Origin of the sequence: Ruminococcus sp. D54t1_190329_F1, assembly GCF_015551645.1 — a bacterium.
Classification (GTDB): domain Bacteria; phylum Bacillota; class Clostridia; order Lachnospirales; family Lachnospiraceae; genus Blautia_A; species Blautia_A faecis.
In genome coordinates, this window is the sequence record NZ_JADNDC010000022.1 from 21,693 (window position 1) to 39,254 (window position 17,562).

Genomic DNA, 17,562 nt, shown 5'->3' on the forward strand with positions numbered 1-17,562 from the left:
TTTCAGATTTTCATTTTTTTGTTGTCAGTTCCAATTCATTAAGCCGTAGCCCTTGATACAGGAGTAATTGACGGGGTAGCTCTTTATCTTGCAGGCGTCGCCGGAATTGCCCTCGACGGTATAGACGCGCTCCCCGTCCGTTCCGATAACAAGCCCCACATGGTCTGCGCTCCCGTCCCCGTCCCAGTCGAAAAAGATAGCGTCGCCGGGGGCGATATTCTCATAGCCCCTCGCGCCCCATTGCCCGCGTGACTGGAACCAGGGTACGCCCTGTGACTGGCACCCGGCAAAGCGCGGCTCGCTCTTTCCGGCTTGATTGTAGCACCATGAAACGAAACAGGCGCACCATTCCACGCGGCTGTTAAATCCGTACCAGCTCCAAAAGGGTCGCCCGCCCACGTTGCCGACTTGCCGCTTCGCAAGGTCTACAACGGCGGTGTTGCCGGGGCGTGTGCCGTTTACAAGCTGTACGCCGCTTAAATCCTCGGACGCGCCCATATCGGGGGAGCCGCCGCCGAAAATCAGCGGTTTGTTTCCGCTTGTTTCCAGATAGACGCGGTACATTTCAAGCTGCTGTGGCGTTAGAAGTTCCTCCGCAATCTCGGAAATGGGCTTGTTCGTCAGCTTCACGTTGAGGATATGGTACTCGTAGGGTACTTCCTCGGTGGTCGTTTCCCCTGTTTCCGGGTCTGTGCTTGTTTCTGTGCGGTAGCGGATTTCCGTTTCTTCTGTCAGCGTCAAAGTGTACTGCATGGCAAAGACGCGATTTAGCTCTGCCTGTGCGCTCTGCGGGGTGTAGGTCTGCAAAAGGGCGGTGAGGTAGGACGCTAACTCATGGGGGTTATGCCCGATACTGTCAAGGTCATAGCGGTATTCGTCATAGCCGGGGTGGGTGCTTTCGATATTGTCAATCTGCTGCTGAAGCTCGTTTTCCTTTGCGGCGTAATTGTTCTCCGTCGCCACAAGGTCGCTGTCCTCCGACGTGTAGGAAGTCCCAAGTATGCCGTTCATCAAGCCGGAGAACATGGAACCGCAAGAGGAAAGCCCCGCCGATACCATGATGAATAAGAGCAGCGCGGCAACGGCGATACATACGCCCGCCGGGTGCCGCCCTACAAAAGCGATTGCCTTTTTTGTTTCCTCGGCGGTCTTTTTTGCCGCCTTGCGGGTGTTCTCTGCGGCTTTCTGCGCCGTTTTTGCGCCGCCTTTCCTTGCCGACTTTGCATACTGCCGCTTGATTTGCTGCTTCTGCATGAAGCGGGAAAGGGGATTGCCCGCAATCTGCGGATTGTCATGCAGGGCTTTATGGTACTGGAAATCCACATTCGCCTTGAACGCCGCTTTCTCTGCCTTTGCCGCCGCCCGGTAGGGTTTGAGCTTGTGGCTGTGGTAGCCCTCCTTGACTTTCCGCGCCCCGTACTTTGCGCCGCGCTCTGCCAGTTCTTCGGATTTGTGCGCCCCCTCAACGCCGGAATTGTCCTTTTCAACGGAATGTATCTTGTTGTGGACGAAAATACCCGCTTCCTGTGCGGGGCGGGATAGCGGGTTATTGTGGGGCTTATTCTTTCCTATGGGCTTTTCCTGTTCCTCAAAATGTAGGCGGGTCTTGCCTTTCCCGGTGGCTTCATCAAAGGTGCGCTCCCGTACAAGTTTCTTTTCTTTGGGGATAGCCGCCTTTGCCGCGTCCAGACGGTCGGCTGCTTTGTCCGATTTTCGGATATACCTTTCAAGCTCCGGCGTTGCCCGTTCCTCGTCGGTAAACTGCAAGCGGGAAGATTTTTCTTTTGCTGTGGCTTCTGCCTGTGCTTTCCTCGCCGCCTTTTTGCTCGCCTTTCTGGTACGCGCCCCGTCGATACGTTCCAAGACGCGCTCGGCTGCTGCGGTGTCCTGTTCCCGTTCTGCCCCCGGCGCATGGGGAAGCGGCGGCGTGTCGGTTAAGGGCGGGGAAGTTGCGCCGCCCGGTAGGGGCTGCGCTGCCTGTTCCGGCTGCGGTGGGGCTTCGGTCTTTGCAAAGTCCGCGTCCCTTATCCGCTTGCTGATACGTTTCTTTTTCCCGGTAGCGGCGTTTACCTCGACAGCCCCCTCGCGGGTCATTTTCTGCGTGACTTTTTCACGCGCCTTATATTGTTTTATGTGTCTGTCCCTCCAATCCGCGCCCTTGCAAGGGCGCAATACTCGGCGTTTATCTCAATGCCTATATAATGCCTGTCAAGCTGCTTTGCGGCTGCCCCCGTCGTGCCGCTGCCGAAAAAGGGGTCAAGCACAACGCCGCCTTTCGGACAGCCCGCCTTGATACAGGTTTCGGCAAGTTTTGGCGGGAACGCGGCGAAATGCCCGCCCTTGTAGGGAACGGTATTGATAAGCCACACGTCCCGCCTGTTCCGCATGGTCGGCATGAGGGCTTCGTCGTAGTAGCTGCCGCTTCGCGCCCGGTTAAGCCCCTGTACGTTCCCCTGTCCGGGTACTTCGTCCGCATATTTCTGTCCCGCGCTGCGCCCGGTGCGGTACCGCGCCGCCGTTGTGGGGGCTAACGGCTCGGCTATGGCGGCTGCGTCATAAAAATACTTCTTTGACTTCGTAAGCAGAAAGATATGTTCATAGCAGCGGGTAGGGCGGTCTTTCACGCTCTCCGGCATGGGGTTTTCTTTCTGCCAGATAATGTCGCTCCTTAAATACCACCCGTCAGCGCGTAGGGCAAAAGCTAAAAGCCAGGGAATACCGATTAAGTCCTTTTGTTTGCAGCCGGAAACGCGGTTGTTTCTTGCAATCTGCTGTCCGTTTCTCCCTTTCGGGTTCTTCGGGTCTGCATGGTAGCCTTTATTTCCTGTGCCGCAGTAGGTGTCCGCGATATTCAGCCAGAGCGTACCGTCAGAACGCAGTACCCGGCGCAGTTCGCGGAAAACCTCGGTCAGCCTGTCAATGTACTGCTCCGGCGTGTCCTCCCGCCCAATCTGCATATCAAGCCCGTAATCCCTAAGCGCATAGTAGGGCGGGCTTGTGACGCAACAGTGTACGCTTTCCTCTGGAAGCTCCCGCAAGGCATAGAGCGCGTCCCGGTTGATAATGGTGTCTGTCCTTAATTTTGTCATGCTTCGCCCACTTCCTCCGGCTTCGTCGTCATTACCCGGTAAAGCTCGGTGTCTTTCGGGAAGCGGTCTACAAAGGGCAGCACCACGTTCCCGTAGAAGATAAGCCCCTCGCCCGCTTCGGTGTGGGTGACATACTTCATCTGCTGCGGGGAGATGTTGAGCTGCTTTGCAAGGATAGCCCGGTCGCCCGCCGCCTGATTGAGCATGAGGACAAAATCAGAGTTTTCAAAGATATTCTCCACTTCGCGGGAAGCAAGCAAATCCTTGACGTTCTGCGTAATGGCTGTGGGTATGCCGCCCCATTTTCTGAAACGCTTCCAGATTTCAACGGAATAGGCGGCGGTCTGTTCCTCTTTCAAGAGAAGATGAAATTCGTCCATAAAATACCGGGTGGATTTCCTTTCTGCCCGGTTGACGGTGACGCGGTTCCATACCTGGTCCTGCACAATGAGCATACCTAACTTTTTGAGCTGCTTCCCAAGCTGCTTGATGTCAAAGCAGACAAGGCGGTTAGAAAGTTCCACGTTGGTACGGTGGTTAAAGACGTTCAAGCTGCCGGAAACGTAAAGCTCCAATGCCGCCGCGATACGCGCCGCTTCCGGCTCCGGCTGCTTCAAAAGCTCGTCGTAGAGGTCGCCCAAGATAGGCATTTTCTCCGGGTCGGGGTCTGCAAGGAAAGGGCGGTACACGTTCCTAACGGCGCGGTCAATGACGGTCTTATCGACGGGCTGCAAGCCCTCCTTGCCGCCGATTACAAGCTCGCAGAGGGAGAGGATAAAGTCGGATTTCAGCGCAAGGGGGCTGTCGTCCTCGGAATAGTTGAGGTTAATATCCATAGGGTTCACATACTGGGGCTTCCCGTCAATGCCCTTGCCCGTAGGCGATAACCGTATCACTTGCCCGTCAAGCCGCTGCACAAGGGAAAAATACTCTGCTTCCGGGTCGCAGATAATTATGTCGTCGTCGGTAATGAGGAAAGCGTTTGTCATTTCCCGTTTGGCGGCAAAGGATTTCCCGCTTCCCGGCGTACCCAAGATTAAGCCGTTGGGGTTCTTTAGCTGCTTGCGGTCGCAGAGTATCATGTTGTTAGACAGGGCGTTTAAGCCGTAGTACAAAGCCGCGCCCGTCTGGAAAAGCTCCTGTGTGATAAAGGGGATAAAGATAGCGGTGCTTGACGTGGTAAGCCCTCTTTGAATGGGGATAAGGTTCTCCCCAAGCGGTACAGAGGACATAAGCCCCGCTTCCTGTTGGTAGTCAAGGCGGGTCAAGGCGCAGTTGTTCTTCTGTGCAATGCCCGCCGCCGCGAATACGTCATTTTCCAGTTTCCGCTTCGTGTCCGCCATGTTCACCACAAGGAACGTCAAGAGGAACATTCTTTCATTCCGGCTCTGCAAGTCCTGTAAGAGGTTCTTCGCTTCGCTGCCGAACGTGGCAAGGTCGGACGGGATTATATCCATGTCGTAGCCGCTGCGTACCGCTTTTTTCTGTTCCTCGATTTTCATTTTGTCAAGGTCGGTGATTTTCCGCTTGATTGTCTTTATGGCTTCGGTCTGGTCGATACTGTGGATATGCAGATTGACGATAACGCCCGTTTCCAAGTCCAGAATATCCGATAAGATACGGTCGTTTAATTCCGGCGCAAGGATTTCAAGGAATGAAACCGCGCCGATTTTGCGCCCCATGCGGAAATAACGCCCCTCGCCAAAACGGAAAGAGGATGGGGCGATAAAGTCCTTTGTGGAAAGCCCGGACGGGGCAAGCCATGAAAAATCAAAGGCAAACTGCCCGCCCTCCGGGTGGAAAATGCCATGCAGCATTTTAAGGCGTTCATAGCCTGTCATGGGGCGGGCAGACACGCCCAAGAGCTTAAAGTTGTTGAGTACGTCCGTTTCGATACGGGCAAGGCGGGATTTCGCCGCGCCCAGACTGTCGGCTTCAATGGCAAAGGTGATATATTTTGCTTTGACAAGCCCGTTGTTTCCCTTTGCAAGCTGGTTTTTCAGCATATTCCGGTATTCTGTGCGGATAGAGTTGAAAGCGTCCTCCTGTGCCGGGATATTGACCGCCTTTTCCGCTTCGCCCCGCTGCGTCCCCTGATTGATGAAAGAGAGCTGCACCGAAACGGAAGCGTCAAAGTAGTTGAGGAAGTCGCACCAGTTCTCAAAAATGGCGGTCTTGTCGTCTGCCTGTGCAAGCTGATAGTTAATATCTTCAAAGGCGACGGTCTTTGAGTATTTCCGTCCCGTAACCTTGCAGATACCGTCCGGGTACATCTGGATATAGGGGATTGTCTGCTGTGCGGTGTGGGCTTTCCCGTCGCCCTTTGCCTGTCTGATGATTTCCGCAATCTGCTTTTTCTCGGCGCGGGTGAGCTTGCGGGGCGGGTTAGGCTTTGCGCTTCCCGCCGCGCTGTTTCTTCGTGTTTCCTTTTGCAATCGCTGATACCTCCTTTTCAAGTTTTCTCTGCCGTTCTAAGACGGAATAAAAGTTGTCTGTCCTGTATGGTCGTTCTTTGGGGGCTATGAATTTCGTCCGTATGATGTTCTTCACCACCACTTCAAGGGGCTGTCCATGCTTTTCATACATGGCGAACAGGAAACAGGGCAGCATGACGGCAATCATAGCCATAGACGCAAGGCTTGTGCCTGTGCTGTCTTTGAGCAGAAAGAAAAGCGGAAGCCCTAACAGGAGAGCTACCGCAAAACATACAATCTGCCGTTTGGTAAGGTTGAAAGCTACTTTTGTCTTGACTTTGGATAAGTCTTTGGGTACGGGTACATACGCCAAGTGGAAACCTCCTTTCTCTGGGTTTTTTGCTGCTGTAAGTTCCCATAGGGGTAATCAAGGCAAAGGTCAATTTCTGCCCTTTGCCCGTCCCTATTCTATGGGGTTTTCCCGCGTCAAGGTCGGGTAGTATTTTCGCCGCTTTGCTCTGAAAATCTCCACCCTACCCTTGACACGCCGCTAATGCGCGGAGAAAATCGACTTCGCCAGTGCGCCGGATTTGAACAGGGAGAAACAGAGGATAACGGTATAGGCTGCAAGGGAAAAAATCGCGCTGTGCAGGTTGTCCGCTATTATCATGTTGTTCACCAAAACCGCGTAAATGCCGACGCATATCATTATGAGGAAGCCTTGAAAGCCAAGCGCGAACAGGGATTTTAGGTAGTTGTTCCCTATCTGTCCCCATTCCCGATTAGTCATTGTTGCGAACGGGATAGGCGATACCGAACAGTAAAGGTAAATTTCTATCATTCTGCCGTAGAGGATAACGGTTATCAGTACGGACATGATTTTCATGCACAAGCTCACAAGGCTTGTTTCCATGACAAGTAAGAGCAGTTCGGGGATTTCCATAGCGTCAAGCCCGCTTTGCATGGAAGCAAGGGCGGCGGCAACATCAATCTCTGTGCTGCCGCCGATTACCCCCGCCGCGCCGGAAACAACGTGCTGCGCCATATCGAACACCGCCATAGTGATGTCAAAGGTGTGCGTCACAAGGTAGACTGCCACAAACGCCTTGAACACCCACTTGAAGAACATGGAAGTGTCAACGTCGTGCATATTGTTCTTTTCCGTTACCATGCTGATAAGCTCATAGCATAGGACGTAGGTAATGACAAGCCCCGCAATGGGTACGATTACATTCTCACTAAGCGTCTGTATCATGGAGAATATATTTGCGTTCCACCCTTGCGGGGTCTGCCCTACCTCTGCGGCGATAGTGCCGACTTTCTCGTTTACGTCCCCGAACATAGTTGACAGATTACCGTTTATGGCTCCTATGAGGATTTCCTTTATCCATTCGTTAATCGCGTCAAGTATGCTCTGCATAAGCCTTTACCCGCGCTTCTTAACCGAACAAGCCGGAAAGCAGCGGTACAAGGGTCATGCCGATAAGGGCAACGCCGCCGCCCGCCATAAGCTGCTTCATGCCCTGGCTTTTCGCGCCCGGATTGTCGTTGCCGTAGCCTTCCATGAGGTTAATCACGCCCCAGATACCAAGCCCGGCTCCAAGTGCTACAACAAGGGTCTGCAAAACGTCTACTGCGCTATTGAAAAATGCCATAAATATATCCTTTCTGCCGCGTCTGCGGCTGTCCGGCAAGCGGACAAAAGGCGGTCAGCGTATGGTCGCCGCCGCATAAAAAAACCGCCCTCTGGTAAAGGCGGCTGTCCCCGCGCTGCGTAAGTCCTGCGGCGCGGCGGTATTCAGTTGTAAGGGGTGCGGCTCCTGCCGCTGTGTACTGCGCCGGAAAGTGGGGGCGCGTATCATGTAGCCGGTATGGATAGATGTGATTGCTTCAATCGCTCCTTTCTGTGTCCCGCTGTGCTGCCGGACGTTTTTTTCAGACTTGCGGGAAGTGAATAGCTTGCGTAGCAAGGTGTTCGCTTCCCGCAAGTTCACAAAGGGGTAGCTGCCGCAAGGCAGCGTAGGGGAAGTGTAGCTTCCCCTGTCCCCCGGCGGTCTGCCATGCTGTCACTGTTGCGGGATAAGCCCCCGGCGCGTGACATACTCCGTTGCAAAACGGCGGTGTTCCGCTTCCTTTTCCCGCCAATACTCCCATAATGCAGCGTCGGCGGCTTCCGCAACATTCATTAAAAACCGTTCAAGCTGCTTTTGTTTTTCCTCTGCGCTACGTTTCCTCATGGTCTGCGTCCTCCTGTAAGTCTGCTGCGTCAATCTCGTAATAGTCAAAAACCTCGTCGGGCTTGACAATGGCGGGGCGGCGTTTAAGGTGCTTTTCCATGTCAAAGGCGTTCTTCGGGTCTGCGTCGGATAGGTACTTGTATTTCGGGTGTTTCGTTATGTCGAATTTGTCCGAAAAGAACGGGCGCACCCCGCGTAGCTGCAAGATACATTTCCCTCCGTCCATGACTGCGATTTCATCTTCCGTCATAAGCTGCTTTCCCAATTTCTGATAGTTCAGCCCATGCGAAAGCTCCCGCCCTCTGGTTTCGGAAGTGTTGAAGCTGTCTATCGTTTCCTTGCCTAAAATCTCCGATATTTCTTTGAGGGTGGTTTTCTCCTTGCCGCCCAAGAAAAGCGTGGTGTCGCAGTTGCCGACTATGGTATCGGCGTTGTCCTTGTAGATTGCCTTTAGCTGTGACTGGCTCTGCAAGATGATTGACGCGGAGATTTCCCGGCTCCGTATCGTTGCAATGAGCTTTTCAAACTTTGGTATCTGCCCGATATTCGCAAATTCATCAAGTAAGCACCTAACATGGACGGGAAGCCGCCCGCCATATTCATCATCTGCTTTGTCGCATAAAAGGTTGAATAACTGTGTGTAGAGAATACTCACGACAAAGTTAAAGGTGTCGTCGGTGTCGCTGATAATCACGAAAAGGGCTGTCTTTCTGTCGCCTATGGTGTCAAGCTCCATTTCGTCGGTTTCCATAAGCTCCCGCAGCTCCTTAATGTCGAATGGGGCTAACCTCGCGCCGCATGAGATAAGTATGCTTTTTGCGGTCTTGCCCGCCGCAAGTTTGTATTTTTTGTACTGCTTGACTGCAAAATGCTCCGGGTCTTTTTCTTCCAGACGTTCAAACATGAGGTCAACCGGGTTCTGGAAGTCCTCGTCGTCCTCGCGGGCTTCCGACGCATTTATCATTTCAAGCAGCGTCGTGAAGTTCTTCTCGTCCTCCGGGGCTTCATACCAGATATAGCCGATTAGCGCGGTGTAGTAGAGCTTTTCCGCTTTCACCCAGAAATCCTCGCCGGATTTTTCCCCGTCGCCTTTGGTGTTGGCGATAATGGTATTGACTAACTTCAAAATGTCCTTTTCGCTCCGCAGATAGGCAAAGGGATTGTATTTCATGGATTTTTTGAAGTTAATCGTATTTAGCACTTTGATACGGTATTTGTACCGCTGTAACATTTTCCCGGTTTCCAAAATCAGTGTTCCTTTCGGGTCAGTGACGATATACGACGTTGGAAAATCCTTTGACGTACATTGCATGAGCGACGGTTTCACAAAGAACCGGGTCTTGCCGCTGCCGGAACCGCCGATTACAAGGATATTTTTGTTTCTTGCGTATTTCGGCTGCTTCGGGCGGCTGTTCATGGTAAGCCGTTCCGTCTGCGTTAGGGGGATATTGTTCTCAAATACCGGGTCGGTGTACGGCTTTATGTCGTCAGCCCCGCCCCAACGCGCCGAACCGTATTCTGTCCCGCGGCGGTATTTCTTCGCGTTCTTGCCTTTGGTGTAGATAATCAGCCGGACAATGACCGCCCCCGCAATGCCTAAAGCTAAGTCTGCTGGGTGGAAGCTCGGCGCGATACTGGAAAAGGCGGCGGTAAAACCGTCCCCAAGATGTAGCAGCTTTGCGCTCGCGTCCGCGCCGGGGGAGAGCCGGACAGCCGCGCCCACTTTATCAAAGAGCCAGACAAAGAGCAGATACGGGAGATTTAAGATAAGCAGCTTCTTGATTTCCGGCTTCATAGCGATACCTCCCTGTCTTTGTTCTTGACCTTTGCCCGTTCCGCGTTCTTGCCCTGTGCAGCTTCTTTGAGGGTAGAGAGCAGCTTTCGGATTGAGGGCTTTTTCTCCTGTGTCAGCTTTTTTGCGGAAAATTCCTTAAAGGCGGCGGTCAGCACGTCCGCGTCCCGCCCCTTGAAGAAAACCAGATAGCGGGGCGGGCTTTCCGTCGCGTCCTTTTTCAGCGCAAAGTCGATACCGTACTTTTTCGCCGTACTCTCAAAGGCTTTGATATTGCCCTCGGTAATCTCAATGTTGGAAACGCCCGCGTTCTGCTTCATAAGCTGCTTTAAGCTCTGCTTGCCCTGTGGCGGTTTTGCAAGCTGCTTTTTGCCCTTTGACAGTATGGCTTTCATTGCCTTTTGGAGCGTCTGCGCGGTCAGCTTCCCGGTCTTGATGTAAAGGGCTATGGTCTTTTCGTTTACTTCGTCCTGCAATTTGTCGCGTCCTCCTTTCGCGTTTCTTTATGGGGCGGCGGTCAGATACGCACCCGCAGCCCGTTCAAGTCCTCGGCTCTGATACCCACAAGATACCAGTTGTCGCCGTACTCAATCCGGGTCGGCTTCCACTTGCCCCGCACGAATACGTCAAAGCACTCGCCGCAATGCAAGCCCCCGTAGTAGCTGTTTAAGTCAAAGCGGATGTCGTAACGGTCGGTGCGCTCGTCAAATACCAATGCTCCTGTCATTTTCTGTGCCATAATAAAATCCTCCTTTTGTGGTTGTGGGTGGTTACAGGCTTTCGCCCTCGTTGCATGAATAATAGTCCGGGTCGCCGTACTGCGGCTTTTTCGGTGACAGTGCGCCGCTTGCCATGTCATGGGCGACAAGGGAAGTGTAATAATTGCCGATAGTGGACGGGGCGTTGAAAAGGGCTGCTTTCAGATATTGCTTGATGTTGCGGATTTTCGTTGTGTTCTCCCGCATACAGTCAAGCACAAAGCGGATATGCTCGCCGTCCAGTTTCATAAACTTAGATTTCACAAGCTCTGCCGGGTAGTCGTCCCCCGCAATCCGTACCCGCTTTCTGGCGGTGCATACGGTTTCAAGCATGAGGTCTACAATCTCGTCAAGCCTGTCACTGTCAAACTTCATGTCCTGTTTGAGAATGTCGTAGTCGATATTGTCCTTGATGATTTCCCGGTATATATCAACTGCGCTCTGTGCTGTCGCTTCCGTTCCTTTCCGTTCCGGCGGCGTAGCCGCTTCTCTGCAAGGAGAGGGGTTAGGGGAAAGGATAGGAATGGAATGGGTACTTTGTTCATCAGTAATTATTTTTTCTTTTTTTGGTAAGTCAGTTCTTTGTATATCTTTATTTAATTGCGTTGGATTTTCCAACGTAGGTTTTTCCAATGTTGGTTTTTCCTGTGTTGGATTATCCAATGTTGGATTTTCCAATGTTGGTAAATCCGGCGTAGGCGGCTGCGGCTGCTCGAATATCACATAGTCCGCGCCCCGCAAGCGTCCTTTCTCGTCGCGCTCCCTTGAACGGACGATATACCCGGCGCGTTCAAGCTCCTTAATGGCTTCGCGGATAGCGTCTATCTTCTCCCGGTTGATAAGGGATAAGCCTTTCAAGGTGTAGTCCCAATCTTCGGGGAGTGACAGCATTTGCGACAACAGCCCCTTTGCCTTTAGGGAAAGCTCCTTGTTGCGTAGGTGGTGGTTGCTCATTACGGTGTAGCCCTTGTTCCGTTCCACTCTGAAAACTGCCATAGTTCATAGCTCCTTTGCTTTGGATTTGTTACGCAGTAGAAGCGCGGTTTCGGGGAATAAGGTATAAATCCCTTGCCGCGCCAGATACACACCCGCAAAACCGCTTGTAGCAAGGCTTTTTCTGCCCCTACTGCGTAACAAAGGGCATGAAAAAAGCGGCGTTCCTGTTCTCCCATGTAGAGAGTAAGAAACGCCGCTTCTGCGTCGTATTCAGTTTTTAGTACAATACCCTGCTTGTCCGTCGCTCGAAAAACCTTGATTTTCCAGTGTTTTCAAAAGTATCGTTATCTAACGTCAGCTTTTGACCGCCCGGAATTTAAGCGCATGATGGGGCTGATTACCAGGAGAAAACGAATCTGTATCATTGTCAAAGATTTGAGCCGCCTGGGAAGGGATACCATAGAAACACAAAACTATATCGAAAAAATATTTCCGTTCCTTGGGGTGCGTTTCATTTCAATCAATGATTTTTATGACAGCAGCCAGAAACCTTCCGAAAGAAAGGATACGGAGATTAAATTTAAGAACCTGATCAATGGGATTTATCCCCAGATTTGTTCCAACAATATCAAAAAAGTTATGAGGAAACAGGCTGAAATGGGACAATATCATGGTTCAATCCCAACATACGGATATTGCTTCCATGACGGTGTTCATACAAAACTTCATCTGGATATGGAGGCAGCTTCCGTTGTAAGGGGGATTTTCGACCAAAGGTTGGAAGGAAAGACCTATGCAGACATTGCCAGGGACCTGAATAAAAAAGAAGTTGAAACACCTACCGTATACCTTCAAAGGAAAGGCTGGGCGCCGGAAGCAAAGAAATCTGTGAAATTCTGGGACGGAAATTTAGTAAAGCTGATTTTGTTTAATCCGGTTTATGCAGGACTGACGGTAAGAGGGAAAACAGAAACCAGGGTTCCGTCAAAAAGAGAGTACCGATATATTTCAAGAGAGGATTGGATTTGCGTAAAAGGAGGACACGAAGCGATTGTAACGGAGCAGGAGCTTCAGAAGATCCAGGACATGGTACAGAAGGACAGAAAATATTATGGGCGGACACCGTCTTCTGAGAATATTTTTTCAGGTTTGATCCGTTGCGGACATTGTGGTCGGAAAATGCGGATACGGACAGAATACAAAGAAAAGCCGATTTATTGTAAAAGTGTTACGACAGCCCCCAATGCTTCCTGTTATCCAAAGAAATATAAGCAGAAAGAGTTGGAAGAACTGGTGCTAATTATGATAAGACAGCAGGTAACCCTTGCAGAGGATACCATAAAGCAGTTAAAGAAAGCCAATCAGACTTTGAATATTCCGAAACTCCGATATCGAAAAAAGCAATATGAAAAGAAGCTGGCGCTTCGTAAACAGGAGAAAATGGAACTGTATGAACAATATGCAGAAGAACAGATTTCTTTGAAAGATTACCTGGCACGAAAACAAACCTGTATGGAGAAGACAGCAGTTTATCAGCAAAAGATACAGGAGATAGAAGCAAGAATTTTAAAAGGGGAGGAGAAAAAACAAAAGGAGAAATCAGAGGGACTGCAACTTTTTGTAAAATATAAGGGATTGGAAGAGCTGTCTTATGAAGTTCTGCATGAGCTGATTGAAGTCATAAATTTTTATGATCCGGAACATATTGAAATTGTATGGAAATACAGGGACGAATTTCTGGAAGCAATAGGATAAGAAAGAACCGGGAGAGCTTATTGTCTTGGATTCCAGTAGAGAAGAAGATTTCATAAAAGAGGAGGAAAACGCTGCGGTGTCTTCCTCTTCTTTGTATTAGGAGAAAATTAGGCAAAGAAGATGGGGGAGGAGCCATGTATCTTGAAACATATTCTATGGAAGAACTGATGGAGCTGATAGAAGAGAAAGGGTATTGCTCTGTGGAGGCAGTAGAAATCCTGAAAGAAATGGAACAGGCAAAAAAAGAGTATGATTTTTTACTCCGGGATTGTGAGGAAAAAGCGTGGAAAACAGACCAGGTGGTAGTTGATTATTACCGGCATCTCTTAGAAGAATTACGGAAATCGTTGCCCTATGATGCTATGGGAGGGCAGTACACAATTCCGATTTTGGTGTTACAGGAGTTCCGTAAACCGGACATTGTAGAAAAAATCAGGGATTTTATTGGTTGTCAGGCTGGATTTTCCGATCATGCTCTGTTACAGGAAATACAGAAATTTATGACCGTACATCTGGACCCGCAGGGAATTATCCTCTATATGGACGTATTGGGAAACCAGCCGGCGGCAAGGAATGTTTACAAACAGGGAGGACAAATGTGGTAAAAGAAAGAGTATTGGCGGTTCTCGACATCATTATGAAAATAAGATATAGGAAGATTATTGAAAAAGTGGTACAATAAAATATAAAGAAAAATAAGCATTAAAAGTAATATAAAAACCAAAGAAAATATGATAGGTTAATAATTTAACTTAGAAATAGAATACGAATGGAGATGTTTAAAATGGGTACATTGATACGTGAAAATAAAAGGAAAATAGCACTTAGTCTTAATATGGGTTTGTTGTTAATGGGATGTTTAATGTTAACGATTGGTGCATATCCAGCCTTATATAGTGGTGGAGCAAATGAAACACGTTTATCAATAGGAGCAACATGTATTGCATTTTGGTTTATTAGTTTTCCTGCTTTATCGAGAGAAACTAAAGAGAAAAAGATAGTTACAGTAAGCATCCATGCCATTACTGCATTTTCTGTTTTAATTATATTTTCTTGGGAGATACATTATATTCTTGTTAATTGGAAAAAAGGATCTCACTTGGGAGATATAGGATTTTGCATAGGGGGCATAATCGTGTGTTCCTATTTGTGTTATATACTTATCTCGTTCATTAAAACATTTTATTTTTTAATACAGAAGGTAAGGAGATTACTGTTTCCTAATAGTACAAATCAAAATGTTTCCAGAATTGTACATCTGCTAGAAATGGCTTCTTCGTTAATAGTATCTTTAACAGCTTTTATCGGAAGTCTAACAGCTGCTTGTGTAGCAGTGCAAACATTTTTGGAACATATTTACTAGGAGAGAAAAGAAATTGGACAGATTGGTTATTATAGGAAATGGTTTTGATCGGGCACACAATTTGCCCACTTCGTATTATGATTTTAAGGAGTATTTGAGAATATATGCTCGTGAATTTTATGAAGCTATATGTAAATATATACCAGAAGAAGAATTGTGGTTTCAATTTGAAATGGCTTTAGGCGAATTAGATAAATATCAAGTGCAAGAAGAAAATGCTTCATATTATCTTGATTATGGTGACGAAAATTGGAAAGACAGTGCTAATCATGACTTTCAATTTATGGTTGAGCAGGATTTGGCATTTGCATCTTATATTCCATATTATTTTAAGAAATGGATTGAGCAAATAGATACAAACGTTTTACCTTTGGTATCAAAGCGTATAATAAATAATACGTGTAAGATTCTAAATTTTAATTATACGGATACATTAGAAAGAGCATATAAAGTACCTGCTGAGAATATTTTATACATTCATGGAAAAGCCCTGAGCAGTAAGAAACTTGTAGTGGGACATCATGATATTTCTACTTTTCAGTACGGAGCTGTTTCTCCATTTAATGCAGCGGAAGAACATGGAATATATATACAAGATGATGATGAAGATTTTAGAATAACTGAAACAAAAGAAATCATTAAAGCCTATTTTCAAAAGACATATAAAGATACGTTTGGTATTATACAAATGAATCAAAATTTTTTTGACTCTCTTATAAATATAAATGAAATATTTATATTAGGTCATTCGTTATCTTCTGTAGATATGGATTATTTTGTTGAGATTAGAAAGAGAGTATTACATTCGTGTAAATGGTATATTTCATATTTCTCAGAAAGTGATTTAGATAATATGGAATATTTTGCAAAAAGGTTAGATATTAAAAATTTTCAGCCGGTAATGCTAAGTAATTTATAATACGATTATACAGTCAGAAAAGACTAATAAAAGAAGAGGAAAACGCTGCGGTGCCTTCCTCTTCTTTTATTTAGAAGAAAATTTAGAAAAGAAGGAAGGGGAGAAGAGCCATGTATCTTGAAACATATTTTACGGAAAGACTATGAAAAAAGCTAGCATATAATGCTATGGGAGGTCAGCACACGATTCCGATTCTGGTGTTACAAGAGTTCCGTAAACGGGATATTGTAGAAAAAATCAGGAATTTTATTGGCTGCCAGGCTGGGTTTTCTGATCATGATCTGTTACAGGAAATACAGAAATTTATTACCGTACATCTGGACTCGCAGGGAATTATCCTCTATATGGACGTACTGGGGAATTTGCCGCGTGCAAGAAATAGTTACAAGTAAGGAGGACAAATGTGGTAAAAGAAAGAGTATTAGCAGTTCCAGATACAAGCATTTTTATTGCGGAGTTGCCGGAAGCAACCAGAAATATCATACGGAAAGATTTAGAGGAACATGCAAGGGAACATCATTACCGGCTGGAATGGGACCGGGAAAGTAAAGATTATGTGGCAATGAGCCGGAGATTTTGCGATATGGAAAACATTTATACGGATACATATCTGCATTTCTGCGAGACAGGGGAAGATATAGAACCCTATGAAAAAAGCCTGCAGCGGACCATTTCTATCAGGTTATATCAAGACGAAGTAGAAGAACTCTGTATGAAGTCTGGAAAAGTTGGGTTATCAATTGGCGAACTGTTTGAAAACTTTGTTGCAGATTTGATTTGCGGTACACATACCAATGGTTCTGATGAACGCATGTATATTGAGCAATGGTTTGACCGGTGCTATTTCAGTATTATGCCTGAGAAAACGTTTTTATCTTATCTGCTTGAAATGCAGGAGATAGACAGTGTTTTGGAATGTTGGGAAACCTTACAGGAGTTGAAGGAATTGGAAGAACCGGATTGCTATGATAAAGAGGAACTGGAGATACAGCAGAACACTTTGGAAGAATATTTTCAGGAATATAGAACTTATACAAGAGAACCGGTAGAAGATCAGTTGGAAGCTGCTATGGAAAAGGTGTTGGAATGGAATAAAGAAAGAGAGCATTTATTGGAGGGAAATGTTCCAGAGAAATCTTTGGAACGGTAGCCAGATTGAAGAGAGGAAGAAAACAGTGATAAGTAATGCGGAAAGAATTGTGTTGAGAAATATGTATCCACCAGGGTGTCGGGTAGAATTGGAAGATATGGAGGCTGATCCGTATGTAAAACTGAGCCCCGGTGATTTAGGAACTGTACAGTTTGTAGATGATGCCGGACAGATTCATGTATCCTGGGATTGTGGACACAGCCTTGCTATGGTGTTTGGTGTAGATCATTGCAAATGTGTTATGAGAGAGGAACGTTTGCAGGAGATATTACAAAGGATACAGGCTATGCCATTTGAGAGCTTGGAAAAAATGGAACTGTATATTATGGAAAAATTATCAGGGGTTTTTCCTAAAATCAGTTTTCAGAAGAAAGAAGGGCAGGAGGTTTTTGTAGATATGGGAGTTGCCGCATTTATGAAGAAGGGTCTTGGTGTGGCAATTCAATATGAAACTGACAGTCAGCAGCACATCTTCATAAAAAAGATGGAAATGCAGGGACAGGAGTTGGAGAGGAAAAATCCTTTCCCAGTACAGAAGAAGCGATAAGAATGGTTTCTTTTAATTGCAAAAATCGACAATTTTTTTTGGATATTACTTGACAGGATAGGGTAAGTCCACCTTGCTGAATATGATGGGCGGTTTGGATACACCGACTTCCGGTAGCATTCAAGTAAAAGGAAAAGAACTCTCTGAATTCAAGGATGAACAGCTTACCATCTTCCGCAGACGTAACATCGGCTTTATCTTCCAGAACTACAATCTGGTGCCGGTGCTGAATGTCTACGAAAACATCGTGCTGCCTGTGGAACTGGACGGAAACAAGGTAGATAAGAAGTTTATGAAAGAAGTAGTGCAGATGCTGGGACTGGAGGATAAGCTAAACAATATGCCCAACAACCTCTCCGGCGGTCAGCAACAGCGTGTGGCAATTGCGCGTGCCCTTGTTTCCAAACCAGCCATTGTCTTGGCCGATGAACCGACCGGAAACCTTGACAGCAGGACAAGTAGTGATGTATTAGGACTTTTGAAAGTTACCAGCCAGAAATTCCATCAGACCATTGTGATGATTACTCATAACAATGAGATTGCCCAGCTTGCCGGCTGTATTATCCGTATTGAGGACGGCAGAATTTCCAAGTAAAGGAGGG

16 protein-coding genes and 2 pseudogenes are annotated in these 17,562 nt (G+C 47.7%); 7 read left to right on the forward strand and 11 right to left on the reverse strand.

The features are described from left to right. Positions 1 to 24 precede the first annotated feature (24 nt). The 11 genes from I2D69_RS11445 to I2D69_RS11495 form a co-directional block, all read right to left on the reverse strand. Positions 25 to 2,094, reverse strand: a complete 2,070-nt coding sequence (locus tag I2D69_RS11445) for a CHAP domain-containing protein (protein WP_002569174.1) — start codon at positions 2,092 to 2,094, stop codon at positions 25 to 27. A 35-nt stretch (positions 2,095 to 2,129) separates the two neighbouring features. Further along, complete coding sequence (locus tag I2D69_RS11450) at positions 2,130 to 3,089, reverse strand: site-specific DNA-methyltransferase (RefSeq protein ID WP_008978036.1); 960 nt, start codon at positions 3,087 to 3,089, stop codon at positions 2,130 to 2,132. Beyond that, positions 3,086 to 5,524 (reverse strand): VirB4-like conjugal transfer ATPase, CD1110 family, encoded by a 2,439-nt coding sequence (locus I2D69_RS11455; protein WP_067539662.1) that lies wholly within the window; start codon positions 5,522 to 5,524, stop codon positions 3,086 to 3,088. The genes I2D69_RS11450 and I2D69_RS11455 overlap by 4 nt, the downstream gene beginning before the upstream one ends. Beyond that, positions 5,475 to 5,876, reverse strand: coding sequence for a PrgI family protein (locus I2D69_RS11460; protein ID WP_067539664.1), 402 nt, complete (start codon positions 5,874 to 5,876; stop codon positions 5,475 to 5,477). Before I2D69_RS11460 ends, I2D69_RS11455 begins: the two co-directional genes overlap by 50 nt. 177 nt (positions 5,877 to 6,053) lie before the next feature. Beyond that, the gene (locus I2D69_RS11465; protein WP_016289915.1) at positions 6,054 to 6,923 is read right to left on the reverse strand and encodes a VirB6/TrbL-like conjugal transfer protein, CD1112 family; all 870 of its coding nucleotides are present in this window, start codon (positions 6,921 to 6,923) and stop codon (positions 6,054 to 6,056) included. A 19-nt stretch (positions 6,924 to 6,942) separates the two neighbouring features. Continuing rightward, entirely contained in the window at positions 6,943 to 7,158 is a 216-nt protein-coding gene (locus I2D69_RS11470) for a Maff2 family mobile element protein (protein ID WP_002569168.1), read from the reverse strand. 411 nt (positions 7,159 to 7,569) lie between these two features. Continuing rightward, positions 7,570 to 7,740, reverse strand: a complete 171-nt coding sequence (locus I2D69_RS11475) for a hypothetical protein (RefSeq protein WP_002569167.1) — start codon at positions 7,738 to 7,740, stop codon at positions 7,570 to 7,572. After that, positions 7,727 to 9,535 (reverse strand): VirD4-like conjugal transfer protein, CD1115 family, encoded by a 1,809-nt coding sequence (locus tag I2D69_RS11480; RefSeq protein ID WP_016289916.1) that lies wholly within the window; start codon positions 9,533 to 9,535, stop codon positions 7,727 to 7,729. The genes I2D69_RS11475 and I2D69_RS11480 overlap by 14 nt, the downstream gene beginning before the upstream one ends. After that, positions 9,532 to 10,008 (reverse strand): PcfB family protein, encoded by a 477-nt coding sequence (locus I2D69_RS11485; protein WP_002569165.1) that lies wholly within the window; start codon positions 10,006 to 10,008, stop codon positions 9,532 to 9,534. The genes I2D69_RS11480 and I2D69_RS11485 overlap by 4 nt, the downstream gene beginning before the upstream one ends. A gap of 41 nt (positions 10,009 to 10,049) precedes the next feature. After that, the gene (locus I2D69_RS11490; RefSeq protein ID WP_002569164.1) at positions 10,050 to 10,271 is read right to left on the reverse strand and encodes a DUF5348 domain-containing protein; all 222 of its coding nucleotides are present in this window, start codon (positions 10,269 to 10,271) and stop codon (positions 10,050 to 10,052) included. 31 nt (positions 10,272 to 10,302) lie between these two features. After that, positions 10,303 to 11,286, reverse strand: a complete 984-nt coding sequence (locus tag I2D69_RS11495) for a DUF6017 domain-containing protein (RefSeq protein WP_008978068.1) — start codon at positions 11,284 to 11,286, stop codon at positions 10,303 to 10,305. Positions 11,287 to 11,541: 255 nt separating this feature from the next. On the opposite strand from I2D69_RS11495, the gene I2D69_RS11500 reads away from it, so the two are divergent. From I2D69_RS11500 to I2D69_RS11530, 7 genes and pseudogenes are all read left to right on the forward strand, one after another. After that, positions 11,542 to 12,981 carry a recombinase family protein gene (locus I2D69_RS11500; protein WP_279311199.1) on the forward strand — a complete coding sequence of 480 codons (1,440 nt, stop codon included), beginning with the start codon at positions 11,542 to 11,544 and terminating at the stop codon, positions 12,979 to 12,981. Between the two features lie 134 nt (positions 12,982 to 13,115). Continuing rightward, positions 13,116 to 13,586 (forward strand): hypothetical protein, encoded by a 471-nt coding sequence (locus I2D69_RS11505; RefSeq protein WP_044961779.1) that lies wholly within the window; start codon positions 13,116 to 13,118, stop codon positions 13,584 to 13,586. A 179-nt stretch (positions 13,587 to 13,765) separates the two neighbouring features. Next, a complete protein-coding gene (locus tag I2D69_RS11510) occupies positions 13,766 to 14,344 on the forward strand; it encodes a hypothetical protein (protein WP_044961781.1) in 579 nt (192 codons plus the stop codon). A gap of 13 nt (positions 14,345 to 14,357) precedes the next feature. Next, positions 14,358 to 15,263, forward strand: coding sequence for a bacteriophage abortive infection AbiH family protein (locus tag I2D69_RS11515; RefSeq protein ID WP_021651973.1), 906 nt, complete (start codon positions 14,358 to 14,360; stop codon positions 15,261 to 15,263). A 403-nt stretch (positions 15,264 to 15,666) separates the two neighbouring features. Then, a complete protein-coding gene (locus tag I2D69_RS11520) occupies positions 15,667 to 16,413 on the forward strand; it encodes a hypothetical protein (RefSeq protein WP_021651975.1) in 747 nt (248 codons plus the stop codon). Between the two features lie 25 nt (positions 16,414 to 16,438). Beyond that, positions 16,439 to 16,654: pseudogene (locus I2D69_RS20175) on the forward strand (DUF4314 domain-containing protein); the annotation flags it as partial. A gap of 358 nt (positions 16,655 to 17,012) precedes the next feature. Then, positions 17,013 to 17,555 (forward strand): annotated as a pseudogene (locus tag I2D69_RS11530) (ABC transporter ATP-binding protein); the annotation flags it as partial. Positions 17,556 to 17,562 lie beyond the last annotated feature (7 nt).

Excerpts from the sequence above, each read along its gene's own strand:
- I2D69_RS11445 (WP_002569174.1), bottom strand. The coding sequence starts at position 2,094 with ATGACCCGCGAGGGGGCTGTCGAGGTAAACGCCGCTACCGGGAAAAAG.
- I2D69_RS11450 (WP_008978036.1), bottom strand. The coding sequence starts at position 3,089 with ATGACAAAATTAAGGACAGACACCATTATCAACCGGGACGCGCTCTAT.
- I2D69_RS11465 (WP_016289915.1), bottom strand. The coding sequence starts at position 6,923 with ATGCAGAGCATACTTGACGCGATTAACGAATGGATAAAGGAAATCCTC.
- I2D69_RS11470 (WP_002569168.1), bottom strand. The coding sequence starts at position 7,158 with ATGGCATTTTTCAATAGCGCAGTAGACGTTTTGCAGACCCTTGTTGTA.
- I2D69_RS11475 (WP_002569167.1), bottom strand. The coding sequence starts at position 7,740 with ATGAGGAAACGTAGCGCAGAGGAAAAACAAAAGCAGCTTGAACGGTTT.
- I2D69_RS11480 (WP_016289916.1), bottom strand. The coding sequence starts at position 9,535 with ATGAAGCCGGAAATCAAGAAGCTGCTTATCTTAAATCTCCCGTATCTG.
- I2D69_RS11490 (WP_002569164.1), bottom strand. The coding sequence starts at position 10,271 with ATGGCACAGAAAATGACAGGAGCATTGGTATTTGACGAGCGCACCGAC.
- I2D69_RS11495 (WP_008978068.1), bottom strand. The coding sequence starts at position 11,286 with ATGGCAGTTTTCAGAGTGGAACGGAACAAGGGCTACACCGTAATGAGC.
- I2D69_RS11505 (WP_044961779.1), top strand. The coding sequence starts at position 13,116 with ATGTATCTTGAAACATATTCTATGGAAGAACTGATGGAGCTGATAGAA.
- I2D69_RS11510 (WP_044961781.1), top strand. The coding sequence starts at position 13,766 with ATGGGTACATTGATACGTGAAAATAAAAGGAAAATAGCACTTAGTCTT.